We start from the raw sequence: 22,834 nt of genomic DNA on the forward strand, positions 1-22,834 counted from the left end.
GTGTTACGCCCGAATTCCCCATTTTCTTTCTACACTGCGTTCCAAACGTAAGAATAATACATTATCCATAATCGTACCGATCACACCGATGATGATCATGACGGAAATAACTAAATCCATTTGACCAAGTGCGCGTCCTGATTCTAGTAGTTGACCGAGACCGACGCTCGCACCTAATAGCTCCCCTGCCATGAGTGCGCGCCATGAGAATGCCCAAGCGATTCGTAAACCAGAAATCAATTGGGGTACGGATGCTGGCAAAATCACCGTCCGCAAAAAGTGAAAGCCACTAGAACCAAGTGACTTAGCAACGCGTTGGTATAATACCGGTACGTTTTTAAATCCGCTAGTTGCATTGACGATCATCGTCCAAGTCGCCCCTAGTGTAACGATAAATAAAATAGCAAAATCATTGAGTCCAAACCAGATAATTGCTAGCGGGAACCAGACGATACTTGGAATAGACTGTAAAGCTGTTACAAGAAAACCAAGCGTGTCTTCTACTATTTTGTAACGCCAAATTAAATAACCAAGCACCAATCCTAGTATTGAAGCAATGGTGAATCCAATTAATAATCTACTTAAACTTGCACCGATCGCAATCAGGATTTGACCGGAGATGAGACCAGAAATTAAGGTCGACATGACTTGTGTAAAACTCGGAAACATAAAATCGGGTAAATCCGATAGCTTAGATGTGACTTCCCATATCGCCACTAGTATCCCGAGAAACACTATTCGTCTTAAAGCTGTAGTCATCGCCCATCTCCTCCTTCAACACTTTCTCAATTTCCTCTTGAAGCTCAGCTAAAATCTGCTTTTCAAGTTGCAACGTCACATCACTCGGCATAACGCCGTCCTTTGAATCATTTGAAATAAACGTTTTTTTGATTTTTCCTGGACGTGTCGCAAAGACGACAATCTTTTGCGAAAGCAATACTGCTTCCCTAATATTATGCGTAATGAAAAGTACCGTTACTTTTGTTTTTCGCCAAATATCCAATAGCTCCTTATGAAGCACCATGCGTGTCTGTTCATCCAATGCTGCAAAGGGTTCATCCATTAACAAAATATCTGGCTCCATCACAAGCGCACGGGCGATCGCTACACGTTGTTTCATTCCTCCCGATAATTGATGCGGATAAGCATCTACGTAATTTCCTAGGTGCACCATTTTCAACATGTCAATCGCTTTTTGTTCCGCCTCTTTCTTCGACATGTTCTTTAGAAGTAATCCGTACGTAACGTTATCGAGTACTGTTAGCCAAGGAAATAATCCGGCTTCCTGGAAAACGACTACTCGATCTGATCCTGAACCTTTTACTTCTTTTCCGTTAATACTGATTTTCCCTTGATCAGCTTTTTCCAGTCCTGCAATCAAATACAGCATAGTGGACTTGCCGCAACCAGATGGACCTACAATGGAAACAAACTGTCCTTTTTCTATTTCCAGATTGATGTTATCTAGTACTTTGACCGTTCCCTTTTCTTTGTGGGGAAAGCTCTTTTCAATGCCTTCAATTTCCAAATACATGTTGATTCCCCCTCGTAAATACTTCTCGATTCGTTGCGTTTTTAATTCCTACTAACTTTATATGTTTTATATATATATAATCTACCATTTACGTAGGTTTTGTCAATAGGCTTTCTGATTATTTTTTCAATCTATTTGAAAATAATAGGATGAACGCAATAGGTACTGGTTTTTCATCACTTTTCATTATGAAACTCTACGCTAAAAAACCTCTTCCCAACACGGGAAGAGGTTTTTTAGCGTAGGCGTTATTGAAATAAATCACTTGATAAATATCTTTCACCAGAATCTGGGGCAATACACACGACTGTATCTTTGGGTGTTAAACGTTTTGCCACTTGCAATGCAGCATACAGAGATGCACCGCCTGACGGCCCAAGCAAAACACCTTCTTGTCTTGCAAATTGTCTGACCGTATTATATGCGTCGTCATCTTCAATACGGAATATTTCATCGTAGACATTGGTATTTAAGACAATTGGAATAAATCCAGGACTTGTACCTACCAGTTTATGCTTTCCTGGTTTGCCACCCGATAATACCGGTGACCCTGCAGGCTCAACTACATGAACTGTAATGGCCGGATCATGTTCCTTTAATGATTCACCTGTCCCTGTTACCGTACCACCCGTTCCTGAAGTACAAACAAATGCAGTTAATGTACGATCGATGGATTGAATGGCTTCTATAATTTCTACAGCCGTTGTATGGCGATGACTATCTGGGTTCGCTTCATTTTCAAATTGCATCGGAATAAAACTATTGTCGATGGACGCTGAGATTTCATTCGCTTTAGCGATCGCACCTGGCATACGTTCTGAGCTAGGTGTCAATACAACCTTTGCTCCATACGCTTTCATTAAGTTAATACGTTCAATCGTCGAGTTATCCGGCATAACAAAAATAGCTGGATATCCTTTTGCAGCAGCGTTCATTGCCAAGCCAATTCCCGTGTTGCCGGACGTCGGCTCAATAATCGTGGCACCCGGTTTCAGAACGCCAGTTTTCTCGGCTTCTACAAGCATTTGATACGCCGCGCGATCTTTTACACTGCGGCTTGGATTAAAGTACTCCAATTTCACATACACTTCTGCTCCAGTAGCATCTCCGAGCGTTCGTACTTTTACTAGCGGAGTATCACCGATCAATTCCGCCATATTATTGACTACTTTCATTGTGCACACCTTCTTTTCATGATGATGAAATTTGTAATCTGTTTATGAAGCTGATGTAATCTTTTGATCTCGAGGTAAAGCTAATCCGACTAGCCCAATGAACGGTAAGAATGATGTGATAATCATCGTTTGATAAATACCGATCGAGTCGATAAGCGTTCCGATGGCGACTGCACCGATTGCCCCCATTCCGAACGCTAATCCTACAGTTAGTCCCGCCATCGTACCAATTTTGGAAGGTACAAGTTCTTGGGCATAGATAACCGTCACGGAAAAACTGAGCATAATAAAGAATCCAATCGTTAATAGTAGTAAAATGATTCCCCATACAGGAGCATACGGCAGCAACAAACTAAGCGGTAAAGGCACGACAAGCGATAAGACAATCACTTTTTTCCGTCCTATCCTGTCTGCCATGGGGCCGCCGAAAAATGTTCCGACAGCTCCTAGAGCCAAGAATAAGAAAATATACAGCTGACCATGTTGAATCGTCATGCCGTAATATTCAATCAAATAGAAAATATAGAAGCTCGTAATATTCGTCACATAGAATGAACGAGCAAATATAATAATCATTAATAAAACCAGTGCAATAGTGACTTGTCTTTTTGACAAACTTTCCATCGTCGTTAATAATACTTTTTTCCGGTTACCTAAACGCTCTTCATCCAGCTGTTTCTTATACCAGAAAGAAATCCGAGTTAGTAAGGCAATCCCAGCAGCAGCTACTAACACAAAAACAGCTGCTCCTATTTGGCCAAGAGGAACGAGGACGAACGCACTGATCAACGGTGCAAGTGCTTGTCCGGAATTACCTCCCACTTGATAGATAGATTGTGAAAGTCCACGCTTGTCCCCAGCTGCCAAAAATGACACTCGGGAACCTTCCGGATGAAAGATCGCCGACCCTAAGCCGAGTAACATAACGGATACAATGATCAGCCAATAGCTTGGTGCTAATGCTAGGCCCGCCATTCCAAATAAAGAAAATGTCATGCCGATCGGCAATGCAAACGGCTTAGGTTTACGATCACTTAAATAGCCTACAACGGGTTGAAGTAGAGAAGCTACGATATTTAGAGCGAACACAATATAACCTAATTGTTTATAACTAAATTGATATTCTTTCTCCAAAATCGGTAACATAGCTGGAATCACTGCCTGTAACGTGTCGTTAAATAAGTGACAGACAGCAATCGCAATCATAATCGGAAATACCGGATTCGCTACGGCAGTTTGTGGTGATTTATTCATACCATCTGTTCACACCTTATCTAGTTGTCTATTTCACTTTGTAAATGTAGCAGGCATTACGACTCCAACCACTTCTCCAGAAACACATAATTCATCCTCAGCGTAAATTTCTACAGCTACTTTCCATTTCTTCGGATGAATTTCCGTGACGTTTCCAATTGCTTTCAATACTTTTCCTTGCGGAGTCGGCTTATTGTATGTAATCTGCAAGGAAGCTGTCACAAAGCGTGGCGGTACGGAACCGTCTCCCGGTTCATGACCATTCTTTCGATGTAAGGCAAGTGCACAAGATCCTGTGCCATGGCAATCCATAAATGAAGCCAGAAATCCACCATACACGAATCCTGGTATTGCCGTATATTTCTCAGGTGGTAATGAATATGTGACGGTTTGCTCTCCTTCCCAACCAGTGCGGAAATGATTCCCTTCCCCGTTGAGCCGCCCGCAACCATAACACCATGAAAAATCATCCGCATAACTGTCTTGAATCGCATGTGTAACATATTCTTTCATATTAATTACCTCCCTTTCAAATGAATTCTCTCTATTATACATTCCGAAAATTGAAATATCGACCAAAAACGAAATATCTGTCATAGCACCGACAGTTTTGTGCGTATCTTACTCACTACATTCATATACTAAGGAGAAACGATTTGTTGCGGAAGGAGGGAAATAGTATGAAAATACGTGGCGTTATATTGGCATTACTAGTGGCTGGAGGATTTTATGTCATGATGCAGACAATCGACGAAGCTTCCTCCCATCCCTTTGAGCGATTGCAAGAACAACAACTGAATGGTTTATCCCCCTATTCATTCATCACTTTCCGGCAACCTGGTCTACATGAACAGCGAGCCGTTACGTGGAAAGTTGACCAAGTGGAAGAAGTTGATCGCTTACTTCAATTTCTCCAAGCATATGATTATGAGCGTGTGGATCCAGACTCACTAGAATTATTTGATGATCAACCGCACTTCACAATCGATCTACATGATGACACAGGAAATCGTATGACGATATTGATCGAAGAAGGAGTATTGATCCACAATGACCGTCTGTATTATGAGGTTGTAGATGGCCCCTTACAAGTCGATTGGTTAATGGAATTCATGATTTCCAATAAACCGTAATTTTGTACTCTGAACATTCATTGTATTATACTATTCATTAATTCGATAACCGAATAATCGATATGAAGGAGAGATTCACATTGGTGAAAAGCTTACCTAAACGTGCACAAGTAAACGAACAAGAAACGTGGAATTTAAAAACTTTATTTGAAAATGAACAGGACTACGAAAAAGCAGTAAAAGATGCAGAAATGGAATCAACTGCTTTTGAGAAAAACTATAAAGGTACGATTATAGATTCAACTTCTGCTATTCAAGCATTGGATGCCTATCGCAGTTTACAAGAGAAACTCGTCAAAATTTCTAGTTATGCTGAGCTAGCAGCAAGTGTTGATCTAACAAATGATGAAGCTCAAATGAGAGAGAGTAAATTTGGTTCAATCGCTGCGAAAATCGCCAGTCAAACTTCCTTCGTTATGAGTGAATTAACAGCGCTTTCCGAAGAGACTTTGCAACAAGCAAGTAAACAGTCTGAGGAGTATGCAACGGTATTCGATAAAATCATTCGGGAAAAGCCACACCAATTACATCCCGAAGTCGAGAAAACACTTGCGGCATTCTCCTCTTCTTTCCAAGCACCCTATTCATTGTATAATACGACGAAAATGGCAGACATCAACTTCCCCGACTTCACGGCAGATGGAAAAGTCTATCCACTGAGCTATGTTTCATTCGAAGGGAAATGGGAGTCCGAACCAAAAACACCAGTGAGACGTGCTGCTTTTGAAACGTTCAGCAATACTTTGCGTACGTATCAGCACACAACAGCGAAAACTTATGACATGCATGTACAGATGGAGAAAACGACTTCCGACTTACGTGGGTATGATTCTGTTATAGACTATTTATTAATGGAACAAGATGTGGATCGATCGATGTACAATCGCCAAATCGATGTGATTATGGAAGAACTGGCACCACATATGCGAAAGTACGCGAAACTCCTTCAAAAAATATATAATCTCGACGAAATGACATTTGCGGACTTGAAAATGCCAATCGATCCAGTATATGAGCCTTCCATTACAGTGGAAGAATCGAAAAAATATATGCATGATGCTCTTGCTGTAATGGGCAATGACTATCTTGACATGGTGAACCGTGCCTATTCAGAACGCTGGATTGATTTCGCTCAAAATGAAGGTAAATCCACAGGTGCATTTTGTGCAAGTCCTTATGGCAACGGCTCGTTTATTTTGATTTCTTGGACAGGCAGCATGGAAGACGTCTTTGTACTGGCTCATGAATTAGGTCATGCCGGACACTTCTACTATGCCAATGAAGCACAAAACCTGTTTAATTCGGAATCATCACTGTACTTCATTGAAGCGCCTTCTACGATGAATGAAATGCTGATGGCCAATCACTTATTGAAGAATTCGGATGATCCGAAATTCAAACGCTGGGTACTATCTTCCATCGTGGCACGAACATACTACCATAACTTCGTAACGCATTTACTTGAAGCTGCGTTCCAGCGTAAAGTATACGAGCGCGTGGATGCAGGTGGTAATGTCAATGCAACGATCTTGAACGAATTAAAGCGCGGTGTACTCGAAGAATTCTGGGGCGATAGCGTGAAGATAAATGACGGCGCTGAGTTGACTTGGATGCGTCAACCACACTATTACATGGGCTTGTACCCGTACACATATAGTGCGGGATTGACTATTTCTACTGAGATGGCAAAGCGTGTATTGGATGAAGGTGAACCAGCTGTTGAAGACTGGCTCCACACCCTTCGTGCAGGCGGTTCAAAAAAACCTGCTGAACTTGCGAAGATGGCAGGGATCGATATCACAACGGACAAACCGTTGCGCGATACGATCTCATATATCGGTGGGTTAATCGATGATATTGAGAAACTGACAAAAGAGATTGAAGCACAATAAGAAAAAAACATCGGCCAAGCAGGTTTTTCCTGCTTGGTGGATGTTTTTTCTTTTACTTCATTATTTCACTTAAGATTTCATATGAACGAAGACGTTCCTCATGATCGAAGATTCCTGAGCTGATAATTAGCTCATCCGCTTTCGTCATTTCTACGAACTCTTCCAGCTTCCGTTTCACAGTTTCCGGACTACCAATTATGACAGACGGTGCTTGACTTTGCTGTGCAACCGCTTCTTGTTCAAATGGCGACCATACCGCATGAATATCTTCAATTGGAGGACTAAATTGCGTCATCTTACCTTGACGGATATTTAAGAACTGCTGCTGCATCGATGTAGCCAAGTATTGTGCTTTTTCATCCGTATCCGCTGCAATTAAATTAACCCCCATCATCGCAAATGGCTTCTGAAGATCTTTCGACGGTCGGAAGTTTTGATGATAAATTTGCAGTGCTTGCATCATAAATTGCGGTGCAAAGTGACTGGCGAATGAAAACGGCAAGCCGAGTTCAGCTGATAATTGAGCACTGAAGCCGCTTGAACCAAGCAACCAAATCGGAACGTTTTGTCCCGCTCCAGGAAATGCTCGAACGCGATCAGTTGGATTGCCCGCAAAGTACTTACGTAATTCTTCCACTTGTTGCGGGAAGTCTTCCCCACCACTTTGTAATGTACGGCGAAGCGCATACGCTGTTGCCTGGTCACTACCTGGTGCACGACCTAGCCCTAAGTCAATACGACCTGGATACATTGCATCGAGTGTACCAAACTGTTCCGCAATAACAAGTGGCGCGTGGTTTGGTAACATGACACCGCCAGAACCTACTCGAATTTCTTTCGTCATCTGCGCTACATGTCCAATAATGATAGACGTTGCAGAACTTGCAACACCGGGCATATTATGATGCTCAGCTAACCAATAACGATTAAATCCCCAATCTTCTGCATGCTGTGCAAGATCTACACTATTCTTAAATGATTGCCCCGCATGACTGCCTTCATTGATCATTGCTAAGTCTAATATCGATAACGGAATTCCGTTAAATTGTTTTGCCTTTTCTCTAATCAATTCATTCACTCCTCATAACAGCAACCATTTTTCTTTACCCATTCAAAAATGGCCTGAATAATATCTTCCAACTCTTTACCTTTTGGCGTAAGCTCATACTCGACTTTTCTGACCTTTGGATCGGACTGATTTTTAACGACCAAGCCGTGCGCTTCTAAATCACGCAACCTTTCCGTTAGAAGACGATCTGATATCCCGTCGATCTCCGCCGATAATTCAAAGAACCTCTTCGGTCCATCTAATAAATGATAAATAATAATTCCCATCCACCGCTTACCGATAAACTCGATCGTGTTGTGGAAACTATCGCAACTTTTTTGACCTTTAGGATTTACCGACTGAACAAACTCTTCATTTTTCTTCATTAGCAAAACCCCAATCCTATACTCCTTTCACTTTATCACACCTAGGTTTGACAAACAAGCTTACTAATAGTAATCTTAAAAAGAACTTACTATTAGTAAGTGAAAATCAATATATTTTAAAGGGAGTTTGTCAATATGTCACAAAACTACGAAGAATTACTAGAAGTTATGCATGCACGTAAATCCGTTAGAAAGTTTGATCCGAACTACATAATCGATAAAGAAGAGATCACATCTATGCTGGAGGAAGCGATTTCCGCTCCGTCCTCAAGCAACTTACAGCCATGGCGTTTTCTTGTCATACAAGATCAAGAGTTAAAAGAGAAAATTAATCGTTTTTCATTCAATCAAGAACAAATCGAAACCTCATCCGCTATTATAGCTGTGATTGGCGATACAGAAATGTATCACAACATTGATGAGATCTATCTTTCTAATTTGGCTGCAGGAAATATAGATGAAGAGCATGTGCAAATCCAGATTCAAAATGCGAAAGCGGCTTATCCGAATGCACCACTTGAAGTAAGACGGAATATCGCGACGTTTGATGCGGGTTTGGTTTCTATGCAACTGATGTTGATTGCCAAAGCAAGAGGGTATGATACTGTTCCGATGGGCGGGTTTGACAAGCAACAATTTGCTGAGTCATTTGAACTCGAATCACGCTATGAGCCGCTAGTGCTGATAGCGCTAGGTAAAGCCGCTTCACCTGCTTATGGTTCTACGCGTCTACCTATTGATTCGATTACTACTTATATGTAAGTGAATGGCTGAATCTTCAATCCCGCACTACTTACTATTGACTATCCACTGTATAAAACATTTATCCTTAAACGTAGCCAATGCAAAAGAGGATGTCCTAGAAGTATTACTACTCCTAGAACATCCTCTTATTCATGCTTGTTCTTAAATTCAAGCCTGCTCAATAGTAACATTACAACTCGTCTCGTCATATTTACCATATGCCGCGTGATAGGTTGGTCCTACACCTTGTTTGAAAGTGAGCGAATGGCGAATGCCCGCTGTGATGAACTTCTTAGCTTCAATTACGGCATCTTGCACCGTTTGTCCCTTCGCCAAGCCTGCCGCGATGGCAGCAGAATAACTGCAACCGGCACCATTGGTATTCAGCGTGTCAATTCTTGGAGCTTCGAGTACATAGAACTGCTCTCCGTCATACAGCACATCCACTGCGGGTCCTTCCAGTCTTCCACCTTTCACTAATACGAACTTCGGTCCAAATTCAAACAAACGACGTGCAGCTTCTTTTAAATCAGCTACAGATCCCAATTCCATACCACCCAATAAGTAAGATGCTTCGGGCATATTCGGCGTAATAACCGTTGCAAGTGGAATCAATTGCCTCTGCATCGCTTCCATCGCATCGTCTTTTAATAATGCAGAGCCCATTTTTCCAATCATCACGGGATCTACTACTACATTTTGAATGGCAGACTGCTGAATCCACTTCGTTACATTGACAATAATTTCTTTTGTAAACAACATGCCAGTCTTCATAGCATCTATACCAATGTCTTCTTCTATCGTCACTAATTGTGCTTCAATCGCTTCCCAAGATTGTGGGAATATGCCTTGTCCAGTACGTGGATTTCTTGCAACAATCGCCGTGACCGCTGTTGTTCCAAAGACATCAAATTCCTGAAATGTTTTCAAATCAGCTTGGATTCCTGCCCCTCCACGTGCAGCTGAACCAGCGATAGTTAATGCTCGCTTGATCATCGTACCTTTTCCTCCTGTCTTAGATGTAATTCACAGTTTATTAATTATATAAAGGCGTCATTGTACAGGATAACGTGAGGAGGTTTAAAGAGTCAATTTCATCGTTCTTTACATGGTCCTTTGTATTTACCATCAAGTAAAAACTCCCTATCCACTTGCAAGATAGAGAGTCGTTTTAATTTATTTACAACATATAGGAAATATCAGAAGCTGTCGTTGGATACGCGAATGGCATTTGCTTTAATTCTAAGATAGGAATTTGGAAACGAATGGCCATTGCAAAGAGATTAATTAGTTCATCGGCTCCTCCACTCAAGAAATGAGCACCGAGTACGACGTCTTTCTCTTGATCGATAATCACTTTAAATGCTGCCGCGCGTTCATTTGTCTGTTTATATGTGAACCACTCGGTCATATTTTGTGATTTTACATATATTTTCAAACCCGAGTCTATTGCTTCTTGTTCGCTCATTCCGACAGATGATAATTTAGGAACGGTGTAGACAACAGATGGAATAACAGGATAATTGGCCGTTTTGTTATTTCCTTTTAGCAAATTCGAAGCGACAACATGTGATTCAGTTGTGGCGACGGGGGTCAAAGGAGGCGCATCACTTGAAGCGGCATCTCCAGCGGCATATACATGTGGATTACTTACGCTTTGCATGTATTCATTGACACATACGCCTTGCTTATCGCGCTTTACACTTCCTTTTTCTAAATCAATATCTAATGCCGGTGCGCGACCTGCCCCATGTACAACAAGATCTGCTTTCCATTCTACTTGGCGATCTTCTTGTTCACCTTTGACAACAAATGAATTGCCGCATTTCTCAATTCCATTTACCGGTGTGTTCAAATGCACATGAACGCCAATTTCTTCAGTACGTTTAATGAGCATTTTTACTAAATCTTGATCAAAATGCTTCAAAGCGCTTTCACTTCTATGCAAAATATGCACTTCTGAGCCTGCCCTTGCAGCAAGATGCGCAAATTCGAATGAAATAAATCCTCCACCAATAAAGACAATCTTTTTTGGTAGAGTCTCCAGTTCCATAAACTCATCGCTCATCGTCAAATATTCTTCACCTTCAATATTCATTTGCATAGGTTCTGCGCCAGTTGCAATTAAGATATGCTTCCCTTTTAATATATCTGAGCATACCTTCAATTCCGTTTCACTTTGGAAGACCGCCTTGCCGTGATAGATATCAATTCCTAATTTCTCATATTTCTCTTCTGTATCTTCAGGTATAGACTGAGTAAATGTCCGTTTAAATTCCATTAATTCAGGCCAATTGATTTTGCTGTCTTCTTCGACACCTTTTCCTTGCATACGTTTATTCCAATCAATCAGTTCAGCAGCTCCTACCAATACTTTTTTCGGATCACAACCTCGCTGAGAACATGTGCCCCCAAATGGCCGATCATCGATAATTGCAACGCTCCAGCCTTCTTTCTTACACTTCGCCGCTGTAATAGAACCCGCACTGCCTGTTCCAATTACAAGCAAATCATATTCTTTGACCATACTCTATCTCCTCCAACTATTCTTGCTCATTCTCTAGATCCATTCTGTAATCAACTACCCTTTATTGTCCTTTATCACACTTGGAAACAATTATACAATTTACATCACGTTACTTTCCTACGTACATACTATATAACAGCACACAGGAAAGGTTGGATGAATTTGATTTCAAATAATCCTCATTACGCAGCGGATTTAAATACTAGTCCCTTTTTCAAGAAAAATGATAAGAACTTTATTAATATTTTGAGCAGCAAACAATTAAACACGTTGGATAATTTGTCGATGTTGGATATCTTTCTAAGTAAAGATCATATTATTGAACCTCATTATCATCCAAATGCTTCCGAACTGACCTACTGCGTTTCAGGCTCAGCTACTATTTCCATTATGAATATCGACACAAAAAACTTTCAACATTATAAAATACTAGCTGGTCAAGTCGTTAACATTCCACAAGGATGGTGGCATTACCAAATCGCACATAGCGATGATACACATCTACAAGGGATATTTAATGCAAATACTCCAGAGGTAGTCTTAGGTTCCGATATCCTAACCGCTACACCAGCAGACGTTTTTGCTTACTCTTATGGATTAAATGAACAACAATGGGCTGCCGCTGTGAAAGATATCTCTCCTTCGCAATTAATAGGTCCACCGACAGAATAAGCGTCTACCAAAAAGCGACGGTAAGCATCCCGTCGCCTTGTCCTTCATTATTCTACCCGACCTTTCCAAGTGGACATACCTTCTGAAACATTGATCACATCGTATCCTTCTTCATACAAAATCTCACTTGCTGTTTGTGAACGGCTTCCGCTACGGCAAACGACTACATACGTCTGATCTTTATCTAAACTGTTCCTATCACCATTTTGTAATTGCGATAAAGGCATATTGATTGCACTACTAATATGACCTTCATTGTATTCATCTACTTCGCGCACATCCATCACTAAGGCGCCTTCCTTTTGTAAGGCTTCAATATCTTCTAAATCTACTGTTTCAAATGCTTTATCTGTCGATCCGCAAGCCGCCAGTATTAAAACGGTTGCGATCAACCATACTAATTTTTTCATGATTTAGCCTCCAGTTTCTACTGCCGATAAAAAAGGGGTTGCTCCTACTTCAAATCAGACTATCTTTGTCGCATTTGATTTCAGTATATACTAACCTCTGCTGAAATCAAAAAGTCACGATTTCCATTTAGTTGGCATGTCTATAGAGGATTACTATATGTACCTGTCACTTGGCAATTTTGCTAATAAATGAAAAGGGAAACCTACGCACTGAAGAGAACTTTTCACAGTTGCTTCCGAATTAGAATACATACGAAAAACGACACATCCATACTACATGCGTCGTCGTTTGAATGATTCTATTAAAATCCAGTCGGCCAATTGGCTAAACGCCGCTCGCTCCTACCATCGTTTTTCACACACGCAAAATCTAATGACTGGCAGATAAATTTACGCGTCTCCCGGGGATCGATTACATCATCTATATAATGACTTGCTGCAGCCTTATACGGCGAACTATCAAACGCCCAATTTTCCAGTAACTTCTTCCGTTCCCCTTTCGGATCTTCTGCTTTCTCCAATTGCCTGCCATACACAACATTAATCCCGACTTCCGGTCCTGTGAAATTGATTTCCGCAGTTGGCCAGGCAACGACGAAATCTGCACCCATTGTCGGACCACACATATTGCCATAAGCTGCCCCTATACTCTTTCGTATAATGACGGAGATTTTAGGCACCGTTGATTGTGCTAATGCTTGATTCCACACCATTATCTTGGTAGGTATTTTATCTTTTTCAGCTTGTGTACTGATTCTGAATCCCGGTGTATCATGAAGGAAAATCAGCGGAATATGGTAAGAGTCACAAAGACAGATGAAATCGGTTGCCTTTTCACATTCTTCCGGACTGCCTGCACCCGCGTATTTATTTGGCTGATTAGCAATGATTCCGACCGCACGCCCATCCATATGTGTCAGAACCGTAATCAGTGCCTGACCGTAGCCAGATTTAAACTCCATATACTCCCCGTCATCTACAAGGTCTTCGATAATCCGTTTCATGTCATATACACGATTTGATAACGGTGGAAGAATGGACAGTACATTGTTTGCTAGGCGGGTAGGACTGTCTTTTGTCTCCTTGCGCGGTGGTAATTCCGAGCTATTTGACGGCATGTACGCAAAGAACTTTTTCATTTGCTCTATGCACTCTTCAGTAGAGTCTGCCGTGGAGTCTACTTGTCCAGTCTGTCGGACATGTACTTCCGTTCCGCCTAACTCTTCTTTTGACACCTTTTGACCGCTAGCCATTTCTAGCATACGCGGACCCGCCACTGCAAGACATGTACCTTTTACTTGTGTCACAAAATCAGATGATACCGCAATCCAAGTCGGCCCACCAAAACTGTCTCCGAAAATCCCTGTAATCATAGGGATTTCTCGTCTTAATGTTAAAAGCTCTAGAGGGAATAATTTAGTACTGATTCCGTCAGAACCCATTCCATCAGGCATCCTGAGGCCGCCACCTTCATTCAAGTTGAACATAGGCAGACCACGCTTAATTGCATATTCCATCAATGATTTTGACTTTCGGAGATGGACAGTCCCTTCCGTACCTGCGAAAACAGTTTGGTCACCGGCCTGAATAACTGCATGTCTGCCATTTACTTTCCCCAAACCACCAATTAAACCGTCACCCGCACTATCGCTTCCTACCCCCATTTGATCTGAGTAGTTCAACAAGCCGAGTTCCATGAACGAGTCTTTATCGACAAGCAGATCGATACGCTCTCTTGCAGTATAGCGACCTGATTGGCGTTGTTTCTTTAGCTTATCTACTCCTCCACCTTGCAACGCTAGCTCTTTTCTCCGTTTTAAATCTTCAACAGATTGATGCACTTCATTTTCCGCTGGTTTATGCGTCACGTCGACCACCGCCCTCTTTCAAAAGCCTTCTCAGAATTTTCCCTGAGCTCGTTGTAGGTAATTCCTCAATGAATTCAATTTCCCGGGGATATTTATAAGCCGCCATATTATTTTTCGCCCAGTCTATTATTTCTTGTGGTTCGATTTTGCCTTTGTAATCATTTTTTAATACAATGAACGCTTTGACGCTCTCTCCTCTTTTGGGGTCTGGCACACCTACTGCAACAGACTGCGAAACAGCAGGATGACTACTAAGCAAAGCCTCCACATCATCAGGGAATACACTATATCCCGAACACTTAATAAGCTCTTTAATGCGTCCTAGATAATATAAATACCCTTCATCATCCAACTTCCCAAAGTCACCCGTATGCAGCCAGCCATCCCGTAAAGTTTCCTCAGTTGCTTCCGGTCTGTTCAAATACCCTTTAAATACACCTGGACCTTTTAGGAGGACTTCTCCCCCTTGCAAGGCTGGCATTTCCTCACCAGTCGCTGGATCAATGATTTTAATTTCCGTTTCATTCACAGCGATACCACAGCTTCCAAATTTAATATTCTCCTGCGGCATAAATGTATCGCCTGTATGTGTCTCACTCAGCCCATACGCGGCTTCAAACATCGGACATCCTTTTGTAACTGATGCCCATTTATGCGCTAGTTCTGCTGTGACTTGAACACCAAAACTAGTAGACATATTCTTTTTTAATGAAGAAAAATCACGGTTTTCAATACCAGGTATTTGTAGAAGAGCACCATTCATAATCGCTATACTGTACCACGCTGTAACTCTATACTTTTCAATCGCTAGAACTGTAGCTTGTGGATCGAACCTTGTCATCAAGACCGTTTCACTAGCATTATAGACAGGAATATTTACGCCCATTAGCATGCCAGCAATATGACTTAGCGGTGCAATCGATAGCAACACTTCATTTTGATTCAGTTCATTACCGGCAACTGCAGCTGCTGTTTTGTATAAAGCATTTCCATGAGTTAGCATGGCGCCTTTTGGTCTGCCTGTCGTCCCGGAAGTAAACACGAGTAGTGCAATGTCTTCCCACAAATCAATTGCAGGATATTCCTTCAGTGGCTCGGTTTCTTGTATGATTGCACTAAAATCATACGTATCTTTAAACGAATTTTTAGTAGTATTATATTCTTGTGGAAATGGAAGAGTAGACTCCGACAGTAAATAATCTTTATAATTGGTTGTAATTTTACAATGGAGCCCCGGAACTTTACCCGCAATTTCTTCGATACGGTTATAGATTTCCTGTCCCGCAATTATGCCTTTAATATCTGCTTCCTGAATGAGATAGATCAACTCTGCTTCGCGATACATCGGATTCAGTGGAACTACAATACCACCCATACGTTGAATCGCATAATATCCAATAATATATTGGGGGCAATTCTGCATATACAGTGCGATTCTGTCTCCTTTTTTGAAGTTCTTATCGATAAAGAAATGTGCCAATCTATCAATTTGATCATCTAGTTCTCTCCAACTTATCGCATTGCCGTAAAATTGGAATGCCGTCTGTTCTAATAGAGCTTGCGCATTGTGTTTTACATATTCATGCAGAGGGATTTCACCTAGACGATAAGTTAATGTTTCCGGTACTGTGGATGGCCAATAAGGTCGCACTGTTTTTTGCATAGTAATTCCCCTCTCCTATCTACTAGATAGCCTCTTCATAAAATAGAGTGGTTGCCTAATACATTCCAAACCATTTTTATCTTACTTCACCGGTACTTCACGGTAATCATAAAACCCTATTTTCGTTTTCCTTCCTAGTTCTCCTTTATCTACTTTTTCTTTAATGCATGCAGGCGGCTTATCTCTCTCATCTCCACTTTGCTGATATTGATGTTGCATGGCCGAATACACGACGTCCGCTCCTGACATATCGATTAATTGGAATGGTCCGAGTTTATGACCAAGAGACTTTCTTATAATGAGATCGATATCTTTGAAGTCAGCAATTCCTTCTTCGTATAAGTACGTTGCTTCGCGATGAATTGCACCAAGTATACGATTCGCAACAAATCCAGAAATCTCTTTCCTCAGTAGGACTGCCGTACGCCCAATTTGTTTTGAAACTGCCATGGCGATATCTTTTGTCTCTTCAGAAGTTCTTTCACTCATGACTACTTCAAGGCTATCCATTACAAGTGGTGGGAAGAAGAAATGCATATTACACACTTTATCCGGTCTATCCGTCACTTCGGCAATCAATGAATTCATAATAGTTGAGCTGTTCGTCGCCAATATAGCATGAGGTGGTGTAATTTCATCCAATTTTTTAAACAGCTCTTGCTTCGCTTCAAGCACTTCGACGATCGCCTCGATTACAAGATCTGCATCTTTTGTTGCTTCTTCTAACTGATCTGTAAAAGTAAGTAATGAAAAAGCTTTCTCTACAGCCGGCTCGTTAATCTTCCCTTTTCTTACCCAATCACTCATTAGACGCTCCAAGTTATTCTTTGCCTGTTGCAGAGCTTCCTGATTAATATCCTGCAAAGTGGTTTGGTATCCACCTAGCGCACATAGCATGGCAATCTGGTGCCCCATCTGCCCAGCACCAATTACTGTAATCCGTTTCACATCGTTTGAATTCATGTCTTTCCTCCTCTTCATTATTATACTAACTGGTTGGTATGTTCTGAATACTATAATAACTAGTTTTCATTTCTTTAGCAAGTACAATTGTTAATTCAAGGGTGGCGACATTCTATATGTAGGTCAAACGATCAGAATTTCCTTATTAGACAATAAAACGGTTGTATATGTTTTAAATTAGCATATACAACCGTTTTATTTTATTCCATCAATTCCATATCATTTGCCCATTGAATGACTTCTTCAAACGATACTTCTGGATCATTCAGTAGAATGGAGTAACTGACTCCATTCTCCAGCCAGAATAAATTACGAAACCGTTCCATCTCCATCTTTGTTCCCTCGATACCACGAATCTCTACTTTTTCTTCTCCGGGTATTTTCATATCTTCTTCAGGACTTTCTGGAGATGTAAATAGCGAGAGAGACATTAATGGTGTTTCTTCTTTTACATACTCGATATTAATTTCCACTCTATTCAATTCACCTTTTATATCATCCATTTCTATCCGTTCGATTTTCCGGCTTTTTTCTTCAGGAAAGTAGAGGATCGGTTTCCCAACGTTTTGCGCTGCTTCTTCCATTGTTACTTCTGATGTGTTACTCATTGCATCTAGGTCTTGGATATCAGTCCCGTCAGGAAGTTCAATTATGAAAGTCTCGTCGGGAAACTCTTTATTAAACTCAATCTTCGTATATTCTATATCCACCCAATTATCTCCCGATTCGGAAATAGACTTTAAGACAAACCAATTTTCTTTATCAACCCATAGTTCTTGGTCTCCAAACAACGTATCTTTTTCATTGGCTTTTGCTACTAAATGCTAAGCATCTCGGCCCGCAATTTTTTCCTCTTCATCAATCGAGATTGTATGGGAGTCTCCTATCATTTTCAATAATTGTTGTGCTTGCTCCTTTGGTGATGGGGCCATGGTTGCAAGCATTTCACCGTCATCACTGACAAATGCTTGTTTCGTACTTTCTTGATACATCGTAATCGTTTGTCCGTCATTGACCGTAATACCTTGTTCTTCTTCAGTTCCCCCTTCTGTTTCCACTTTGACTTTCCCGTCTTTCGAACGCCATTCCTTCAATTTTATCTGCTCTTCCTCGGCTGCCATCTTCATAGTTGCTTCTGCATAATACGATAAAGGTTCTTCGTTTTCTTTCATCGCATTATTGATAACTTGTTCAGGTGAATATTGATTTTCATCCGAAGAACAAGCCGCTAGTCCAAAGGTTAGTAAAACAACAGTTGCTCCACCTAGTAATTTGTTCGTGATTTTCATCATTGTCAACCTCTTTCTGTTTTTATTCATAATTTTGGTAAACAGCATATTACACATGTTCCTATCGATTCTTTTGAAAAGAATTGAATATTTCCATTGTGTTTTTCAACTAGTTGCTTTGAAATACTTAGCCCTAATCCTGTACCATGTGTAGAGTATTTACGTCTGGCTTCATCTGCCTGATAAAGCGGTTTGAAAATAGATTGAATGTGATCTTCCGCTATTCCTTGTCCTTCATTCTGTACAATGATATAAACATTGTTCACCCAGTCGAATGAATAAGTGACTTGAACAAAATCATATAGCCACTCAATTTCGCATTCCGTTAAAGCAGCTAGCCAGATCTTCCCTTCTATTTCGGTATGTTGAATGGCATTAGTCATCAGGTTATCTACTACTCGCATTAATTGCTTAGGATTCACTTCATATTCTCCTTTAACATTTGCTGTGGTATGGAGTTGAATACACTTCTTTTGGCATAATGGTTCATAATCAGATACGAGCATTTCGAAGAACTCACTCCCATCTACTTTGGTTCGTTCCATTTCATAGGCCGGTGACTGTAGAAGTGTAAATGTCAGCAAATCATCGAGCATTTGTTTCATGAAATTCGATTTCTCAATAATTACTTGGCGATACTCACTCTCCTGTGCTTTTGTGAGTTGTTCATTTAGTTCAAGTGATTCCGCATAGGCACGAATGGACGTTAAAGGTGTTTTCAAATCATGTGAGATTGCAGCAATCATATATTCTCGTTCTTGTTGTTCTTTTTCTATTCGGTTTCTTGCATCTGTGATGTCCTTTTGCATAGCGTAGAAATGTGTCTGCAACTGCCCGATTTCATCTTGAATGATGATGTTTTCTTCCATTACTTGATTTCCTTTTGCGAAAGCTGTCATGTCATGTTGTAAGCTTGTCAATCTACGGTTTACTTTACGATTAACGAAAAGCAACACTACGACATATAGCACAATAAATAGCGCTACGAAGGCTATGGTCGCCCAAGTACTTCTTTGGGATACAGCTTGCACCCAGCCATCACGTGCCACTTCAATTTGATAGAACCCTATCAACTTATTTTGGTCGAATACAGGTGCTTTATAACGATGTGACCGAAATTCCTGTTGCAAGATAAATAGATTCCCATACAGTGTTTCACGATTAACCGGAACCGCTACAGTCTGCACAGGATTGGATGAATAGAGCACCAAGCCATTAGGATTCAAAAGCTGTATTGATAACTTTTCATCGACTAGTTGCTCAATTTCGCCGCGTGATGCATCTCGTTGGAACAATGAAGGGTCATTCAAGACACGTTGAATCTTTTTCATTTCAATAGTGGTAGTGAAAAACTCTTTTACTTTCTGATCTTCGTTGTAGTCATTGATCCAAGCAAATAACAAATATGCGAAAAGAAGCGGTAAAATCATGACGATTAAATAAGATGACAATAGCCACGTTTTTAGTTTCATAGAAGTTCTCCAATAAATCGATAGCCTGTTCCCCAAACTGTCTGAATGAATTGTGGAGCTTTTACGGAATCTCCAAGCTTACTTCGAAGCGACTTAATATGAACCGTTACAGTATGCGCGTTTTCTGCATCCACTTCATTCCATACATGTTCATACAGTTCTTTTTTAGAGAAGATTCGCTCAGAGTTTCGTGCAAGTACTTTTAATAAATCAAACTCAGTGGCGGTTAGTCTAATTTCGTCTTCCTTTTTCAGTACTTTTTGCTGATCCCAAAAGATTGTCAATTCATGCTTGTAAACAGCTTTGTTTTCGCTCACAGTGTCGGTACCGTTATATCGATTCCACCTTCTAAGTTGTGATTGAATTCTCGCACTTAATTCCACTAAACTAAATGGTTTCTCTACGTAATCGTCTGCCCCTAGCTGTAAGCCTTGCACTTTATCACCGTCTTCTCTTTTAGCACTAATGATGATAATCGGAACATTGCTTTCCCAACGAATATTTTTGCATAAGGTAAAGCCATCCATTTCAGGAAGCATCAAATCTACTAGAACGAGATCATAACTACTTTGCTGAAAATCTTCCCATCCTTCTAATCCGGTTGTAGCCCAGGCTACCTCATGACCTTCTGTACGTAGCATGTCTTGGATTACACGAGCGATTTCTGGATCATCTTCTACTAGTAATAGATGTGCTAGCATATTGAACTCCTCCTGTACTCATAACCTATCACGAAATAAAATCAATTCTTTTAATTTTATAATTTCTTTATCATTGTTTATTATCTTACATGAAAGAAAGCCTACGTTAGCAAAAACAATAAAAAAACCCTAACAAGAAGTACATGACTTCCGTTAGAGTTTCAATAGCTTTCATTATTTCACGAAGAACCCTGCAACTTGTTGCTGTTCATCCAATGTTATAGTGTACACTCTATTGTCTTCTTTATATTTTGTAGCAATGGTCGCAACGAAGTATTGCTCTTTTTTAGCGACTGACTCTTTTTCAAAGCTGACGAATTCACCAGATTCTTTTACAATATCCGACACTTCTTGTAGTTGCTCTACAGATAACGCATCTTTCATCGTGGCATCAAACATTGATCGCATTTCATCAAACTTTTCTTCATTAAATAACGAGATTGTTTCTTTTGATTTCTTAATATACTCTTTAGCAGCAGAATCATCGACCTTATTATTTCCACATGCGGCAAGTAGAAAAACCGTCGCTAGAGCGAATATAATGATTTTCTTCATTCCCTCACTCCCTTCCATTTAATTAAGGCCTGTACGTAAAAATCACCTCGTAAGTTCCTTGTAATCATTTATACATCTAATGGATAAAAACAAGCCGCCATAAAGTGATTCCAGCTGTTCTACGTATATACCTGAATCCACAATCATGGAAAGTGTATCTCGATTTAATTGACAGCCATCGCATACCTTCTCCCATAATGGGTTTACTAGATCTTGTGCTTTCGCAAGATTAGGTTGCTTCATTTTGACATGTTCAAAAAATAAAATGGTAGCACCCGGTTTACTAACACGCTGGATTTCTTTTAATGCAAGTAGTGGATTGGGTATTGTACAAAATACTAACGTCGAGATGACCGTGTCAAATGTATGATCAGCAAATGGTAATGATTCTGCATGTGCCTCATATAGAGTAATTGGCACATGCGCGTTTCGCCCTCTTCTCGTAGCTCTGCGACTCATCTCTGGATTCGGTTCGATTGCTGTTACATGTTTTGCTTGCTGATAATACGGAAAATTGATACCGGTACCTGAACCAATCTCCAGTACATTCCCTTGTGCATTACGAATTAATTCCGTTCGAACTTTTTTAAATCGAGTTGCTTCTAGAGGTTTCATGGCCATGTCATATATTTTTGGAAATACACTTTCCATTTTAATAACTCCTTTTACAACTTGAATATTTTCTTTGAGCAGTTGTTACCATTCTAGTTATCTACATGTATTTTTATGTAGATTAGTCTATACATAATAGATAGAGCGAAAACGTATTATATATGAAAAGGAGCTGATTATTGATGGGCGCAAGGTGGATTAAAGCAGCAGTGATCTATTTCTTAATTGGTGTAGGCTTTGGACTATATATGCATACTACTATTCAACTTCAGTGGGGAGCCACACATGCACATATTAATGTGGTCGGTTGGCTTACAACGGCTGTGATTGGAATAATATATACGATCTATCCTCAAGCAGGTAACAGTATACTTGGAAAAGTACATTTTTGGCTCTATAACATTGGATTGCCTGTATTATTAATAGGCATGTTAATCATACAACCAGCACTCGGAATGCCGATGGTTTTGATTCAAATTTGTATCTGGGCTGGCGGTAGCGCATTAGCGATTTCCATTCTACTATTCATCGTCAATGTATTTAAAAATGTCCATGCACCTTTCCGGATGTCTTGAAAACGACACTTCAAAATCCTTACGCATCTTAGACGTATTCTTTTATTGCATCCAGTAAAATCTGTTCTTTAATTTGATAATGGGTAGCTTGCCAGATAGCTCGTTTATCTTTTAAAATCAATAATTGTGGAACTTCGTGTGGAACACCTAAATCTGTTTCAATGGCCGTTGAAAGCTTTTTACTTACTTGTGTGATGATGATGTAAATAGGCAATTCCGTTCGAAGTCCATCCAATTCTTTTTTAGCTGCTAAACTACTAACAGAAGTCATGCTAGATTTAAACAACAGAAAGGGTTGCTCATCTGACTTTTCAAGTAGTTCCCGCCACTCTTCAACCTTTTTAATTCTTTTCATTTTATA

General features: G+C 40.4%; 25 protein-coding genes. 5 read left to right on the plus strand and 20 right to left on the minus strand.

The window, feature by feature from the left end:
* Nucleotides 1–3: 3 nt before the first annotated feature.
* The 5 genes from CSV72_RS10445 to CSV72_RS10465 all read right to left on the minus strand — a co-directional run bounded on the left by CSV72_RS10445 (nt 4) and on the right by CSV72_RS10465 (nt 4,476).
* Complete coding sequence (locus tag CSV72_RS10445) at nt 4–759, minus strand: ABC transporter permease (protein WP_099632737.1); 756 nt, start codon at nt 757–759, stop codon at nt 4–6.
* Nucleotides 692–1,534, minus strand: coding sequence for an ABC transporter ATP-binding protein (locus CSV72_RS10450; RefSeq protein WP_099678310.1), 843 nt, complete (start codon nt 1,532–1,534; stop codon nt 692–694). The genes CSV72_RS10445 and CSV72_RS10450 overlap by 68 nt, the downstream gene beginning before the upstream one ends.
* A 248-nt stretch (nt 1,535–1,782) precedes the next feature.
* On the minus strand, nt 1,783–2,709 hold the full coding sequence (gene cysK, locus CSV72_RS10455) for a cysteine synthase A (RefSeq protein ID WP_099678311.1): 927 nt from the start codon (nt 2,707–2,709) through the stop codon (nt 1,783–1,785).
* Between the two features lie 42 nt (nt 2,710–2,751).
* Nucleotides 2,752–3,963, minus strand: coding sequence for an MFS transporter (locus tag CSV72_RS10460; protein ID WP_099678312.1), 1,212 nt, complete (start codon nt 3,961–3,963; stop codon nt 2,752–2,754).
* Nucleotides 3,964–3,996: 33 nt separating this feature from the next.
* The gene (locus CSV72_RS10465) at nt 3,997–4,476 is read right to left on the minus strand and encodes a PaaI family thioesterase (protein ID WP_099678313.1); all 480 of its coding nucleotides are present in this window, start codon (nt 4,474–4,476) and stop codon (nt 3,997–3,999) included.
* A gap of 167 nt (nt 4,477–4,643) precedes the next feature.
* On the opposite strand from CSV72_RS10465, the gene CSV72_RS10470 reads away from it, so the two are divergent.
* On the plus strand, nt 4,644–5,096 hold the full coding sequence (locus tag CSV72_RS10470) for a hypothetical protein (protein ID WP_099678314.1): 453 nt from the start codon (nt 4,644–4,646) through the stop codon (nt 5,094–5,096).
* Nucleotides 5,097–5,158: 62 nt separating this feature from the next.
* Nucleotides 5,159–6,988 (plus strand): oligoendopeptidase F, encoded by a 1,830-nt coding sequence (gene pepF / locus CSV72_RS10475; protein ID WP_199170087.1) that lies wholly within the window; start codon nt 5,159–5,161, stop codon nt 6,986–6,988.
* Between the two features lie 52 nt (nt 6,989–7,040).
* Here the strand turns inward: pepF and CSV72_RS10480 are convergent, their stop codons facing one another.
* Together CSV72_RS10480 and CSV72_RS10485 are read right to left on the minus strand one after the other, a co-directional pair.
* Nucleotides 7,041–8,066, minus strand: coding sequence for an LLM class flavin-dependent oxidoreductase (locus CSV72_RS10480; protein WP_099678315.1), 1,026 nt, complete (start codon nt 8,064–8,066; stop codon nt 7,041–7,043).
* Nucleotides 8,063–8,422, minus strand: a complete 360-nt coding sequence (locus tag CSV72_RS10485) for a winged helix-turn-helix transcriptional regulator (RefSeq protein ID WP_083032469.1) — start codon at nt 8,420–8,422, stop codon at nt 8,063–8,065. The genes CSV72_RS10480 and CSV72_RS10485 overlap by 4 nt, the downstream gene beginning before the upstream one ends.
* 135 nt (nt 8,423–8,557) lie before the next feature.
* Between CSV72_RS10485 and CSV72_RS10490 the strand changes: the two genes are divergently transcribed.
* Nucleotides 8,558–9,184, plus strand: a complete 627-nt coding sequence (locus tag CSV72_RS10490) for a nitroreductase family protein (protein WP_099678316.1) — start codon at nt 8,558–8,560, stop codon at nt 9,182–9,184.
* A gap of 150 nt (nt 9,185–9,334) precedes the next feature.
* Here the strand turns inward: CSV72_RS10490 and thiD are convergent, their stop codons facing one another.
* Entirely contained in the window at nt 9,335–10,162 is an 828-nt protein-coding gene (thiD, locus tag CSV72_RS10495; protein ID WP_099678317.1) for a bifunctional hydroxymethylpyrimidine kinase/phosphomethylpyrimidine kinase, read from the minus strand.
* A gap of 184 nt (nt 10,163–10,346) precedes the next feature.
* Entirely contained in the window at nt 10,347–11,693 is a 1,347-nt protein-coding gene (locus CSV72_RS10500; RefSeq protein ID WP_099678318.1) for a dihydrolipoyl dehydrogenase family protein, read from the minus strand.
* 156 nt (nt 11,694–11,849) lie between these two features.
* Between CSV72_RS10500 and CSV72_RS10505 the strand changes: the two genes are divergently transcribed.
* Entirely contained in the window at nt 11,850–12,365 is a 516-nt protein-coding gene (locus CSV72_RS10505) for a cupin domain-containing protein (RefSeq protein ID WP_099678319.1), read from the plus strand.
* Between the two features lie 47 nt (nt 12,366–12,412).
* Here CSV72_RS10505 and CSV72_RS10510 read toward each other — a convergent pair whose 3' ends face one another.
* From CSV72_RS10510 to CSV72_RS10555, 10 genes are all read right to left on the minus strand, one after another.
* Entirely contained in the window at nt 12,413–12,775 is a 363-nt protein-coding gene (locus CSV72_RS10510; protein WP_099678320.1) for a rhodanese-like domain-containing protein, read from the minus strand.
* Between the two features lie 302 nt (nt 12,776–13,077).
* Nucleotides 13,078–14,643: an acyl-CoA carboxylase subunit beta gene (locus tag CSV72_RS10515; protein WP_233191234.1), complete on the minus strand. Its 1,566-nt coding sequence runs from the start codon at nt 14,641–14,643 to the stop codon at nt 13,078–13,080.
* Nucleotides 14,633–16,306 (minus strand): AMP-binding protein, encoded by a 1,674-nt coding sequence (locus tag CSV72_RS10520; protein ID WP_099678321.1) that lies wholly within the window; start codon nt 16,304–16,306, stop codon nt 14,633–14,635. The genes CSV72_RS10515 and CSV72_RS10520 overlap by 11 nt, the downstream gene beginning before the upstream one ends.
* An 81-nt stretch (nt 16,307–16,387) precedes the next feature.
* The gene (locus tag CSV72_RS10525) at nt 16,388–17,269 is read right to left on the minus strand and encodes a 3-hydroxyacyl-CoA dehydrogenase family protein (RefSeq protein WP_099678322.1); all 882 of its coding nucleotides are present in this window, start codon (nt 17,267–17,269) and stop codon (nt 16,388–16,390) included.
* 200 nt (nt 17,270–17,469) lie between these two features.
* The gene (locus CSV72_RS10530; protein ID WP_158232196.1) at nt 17,470–18,060 is read right to left on the minus strand and encodes a LolA family protein; all 591 of its coding nucleotides are present in this window, start codon (nt 18,058–18,060) and stop codon (nt 17,470–17,472) included.
* Nucleotides 18,061–18,093: 33 nt separating this feature from the next.
* A complete protein-coding gene (locus CSV72_RS10535; protein ID WP_099678324.1) occupies nt 18,094–18,561 on the minus strand; it encodes a hypothetical protein in 468 nt (155 codons plus the stop codon).
* Nucleotides 18,562–18,584: 23 nt separating this feature from the next.
* Nucleotides 18,585–20,030, minus strand: a complete 1,446-nt coding sequence (locus CSV72_RS10540; protein ID WP_099678325.1) for a sensor histidine kinase — start codon at nt 20,028–20,030, stop codon at nt 18,585–18,587.
* Nucleotides 20,027–20,731, minus strand: coding sequence for a response regulator transcription factor (locus CSV72_RS10545; RefSeq protein ID WP_099678326.1), 705 nt, complete (start codon nt 20,729–20,731; stop codon nt 20,027–20,029). Before CSV72_RS10545 ends, CSV72_RS10540 begins: the two co-directional genes overlap by 4 nt.
* Nucleotides 20,732–20,905: 174 nt before the next feature.
* Nucleotides 20,906–21,286, minus strand: a complete 381-nt coding sequence (locus CSV72_RS10550) for a DUF3887 domain-containing protein (RefSeq protein ID WP_158232198.1) — start codon at nt 21,284–21,286, stop codon at nt 20,906–20,908.
* A gap of 42 nt (nt 21,287–21,328) precedes the next feature.
* A complete protein-coding gene (locus tag CSV72_RS10555; RefSeq protein WP_099678328.1) occupies nt 21,329–21,937 on the minus strand; it encodes a class I SAM-dependent methyltransferase in 609 nt (202 codons plus the stop codon).
* 143 nt (nt 21,938–22,080) lie between these two features.
* Here CSV72_RS10555 and CSV72_RS10560 point away from each other — a divergent pair, with 143 nt between their 5' ends.
* Nucleotides 22,081–22,473, plus strand: coding sequence for a hypothetical protein (locus tag CSV72_RS10560; protein WP_099678329.1), 393 nt, complete (start codon nt 22,081–22,083; stop codon nt 22,471–22,473).
* Nucleotides 22,474–22,501: 28 nt separating this feature from the next.
* Here the strand turns inward: CSV72_RS10560 and CSV72_RS10565 are convergent, their stop codons facing one another.
* Nucleotides 22,502–22,828: a monothiol bacilliredoxin BrxC family protein gene (locus tag CSV72_RS10565; protein WP_099678330.1), complete on the minus strand. Its 327-nt coding sequence runs from the start codon at nt 22,826–22,828 to the stop codon at nt 22,502–22,504.
* Nucleotides 22,829–22,834: the final 6 nt, after the last annotated feature.

This window comes from Sporosarcina sp. P20a (assembly GCF_002743175.1).
GTDB lineage: Bacteria > Bacillota > Bacilli > Bacillales_A > Planococcaceae > Sporosarcina.

Coding starts and splice junctions, on each gene's coding strand:
- CSV72_RS10445 (WP_099632737.1), bottom strand. CDS start 759: ATGACTACAGCTTTAAGACGAATAGTGTTTCTCGGGATACTAGTGGCG.
- CSV72_RS10450 (WP_099678310.1), bottom strand. CDS start 1,534: ATGTATTTGGAAATTGAAGGCATTGAAAAGAGCTTTCCCCACAAAGAA.
- cysK (WP_099678311.1), bottom strand. CDS start 2,709: ATGAAAGTAGTCAATAATATGGCGGAATTGATCGGTGATACTCCGCTA.
- CSV72_RS10460 (WP_099678312.1), bottom strand. CDS start 3,963: ATGAATAAATCACCACAAACTGCCGTAGCGAATCCGGTATTTCCGATT.
- CSV72_RS10465 (WP_099678313.1), bottom strand. CDS start 4,476: ATGAAAGAATATGTTACACATGCGATTCAAGACAGTTATGCGGATGAT.
- CSV72_RS10470 (WP_099678314.1), top strand. CDS start 4,644: ATGAAAATACGTGGCGTTATATTGGCATTACTAGTGGCTGGAGGATTT.
- pepF (WP_199170087.1), top strand. CDS start 5,159: ATGAAGGAGAGATTCACATTGGTGAAAAGCTTACCTAAACGTGCACAA.
- CSV72_RS10485 (WP_083032469.1), bottom strand. CDS start 8,422: ATGAAGAAAAATGAAGAGTTTGTTCAGTCGGTAAATCCTAAAGGTCAA.
- CSV72_RS10490 (WP_099678316.1), top strand. CDS start 8,558: ATGTCACAAAACTACGAAGAATTACTAGAAGTTATGCATGCACGTAAA.
- thiD (WP_099678317.1), bottom strand. CDS start 10,162: ATGATCAAGCGAGCATTAACTATCGCTGGTTCAGCTGCACGTGGAGGG.
- CSV72_RS10500 (WP_099678318.1), bottom strand. CDS start 11,693: ATGGTCAAAGAATATGATTTGCTTGTAATTGGAACAGGCAGTGCGGGT.
- CSV72_RS10505 (WP_099678319.1), top strand. CDS start 11,850: ATGAATTTGATTTCAAATAATCCTCATTACGCAGCGGATTTAAATACT.
- CSV72_RS10510 (WP_099678320.1), bottom strand. CDS start 12,775: ATGAAAAAATTAGTATGGTTGATCGCAACCGTTTTAATACTGGCGGCT.
- CSV72_RS10520 (WP_099678321.1), bottom strand. CDS start 16,306: ATGCAAAAAACAGTGCGACCTTATTGGCCATCCACAGTACCGGAAACA.
- CSV72_RS10525 (WP_099678322.1), bottom strand. CDS start 17,269: ATGAATTCAAACGATGTGAAACGGATTACAGTAATTGGTGCTGGGCAG.
- CSV72_RS10535 (WP_099678324.1), bottom strand. CDS start 18,561: ATGATGAAAATCACGAACAAATTACTAGGTGGAGCAACTGTTGTTTTA.
- CSV72_RS10540 (WP_099678325.1), bottom strand. CDS start 20,030: ATGAAACTAAAAACGTGGCTATTGTCATCTTATTTAATCGTCATGATT.
- CSV72_RS10545 (WP_099678326.1), bottom strand. CDS start 20,731: ATGCTAGCACATCTATTACTAGTAGAAGATGATCCAGAAATCGCTCGT.
- CSV72_RS10550 (WP_158232198.1), bottom strand. CDS start 21,286: ATGAAGAAAATCATTATATTCGCTCTAGCGACGGTTTTTCTACTTGCC.
- CSV72_RS10555 (WP_099678328.1), bottom strand. CDS start 21,937: ATGGAAAGTGTATTTCCAAAAATATATGACATGGCCATGAAACCTCTA.
- CSV72_RS10560 (WP_099678329.1), top strand. CDS start 22,081: ATGGGCGCAAGGTGGATTAAAGCAGCAGTGATCTATTTCTTAATTGGT.
- CSV72_RS10565 (WP_099678330.1), bottom strand. CDS start 22,828: ATGAAAAGAATTAAAAAGGTTGAAGAGTGGCGGGAACTACTTGAAAAG.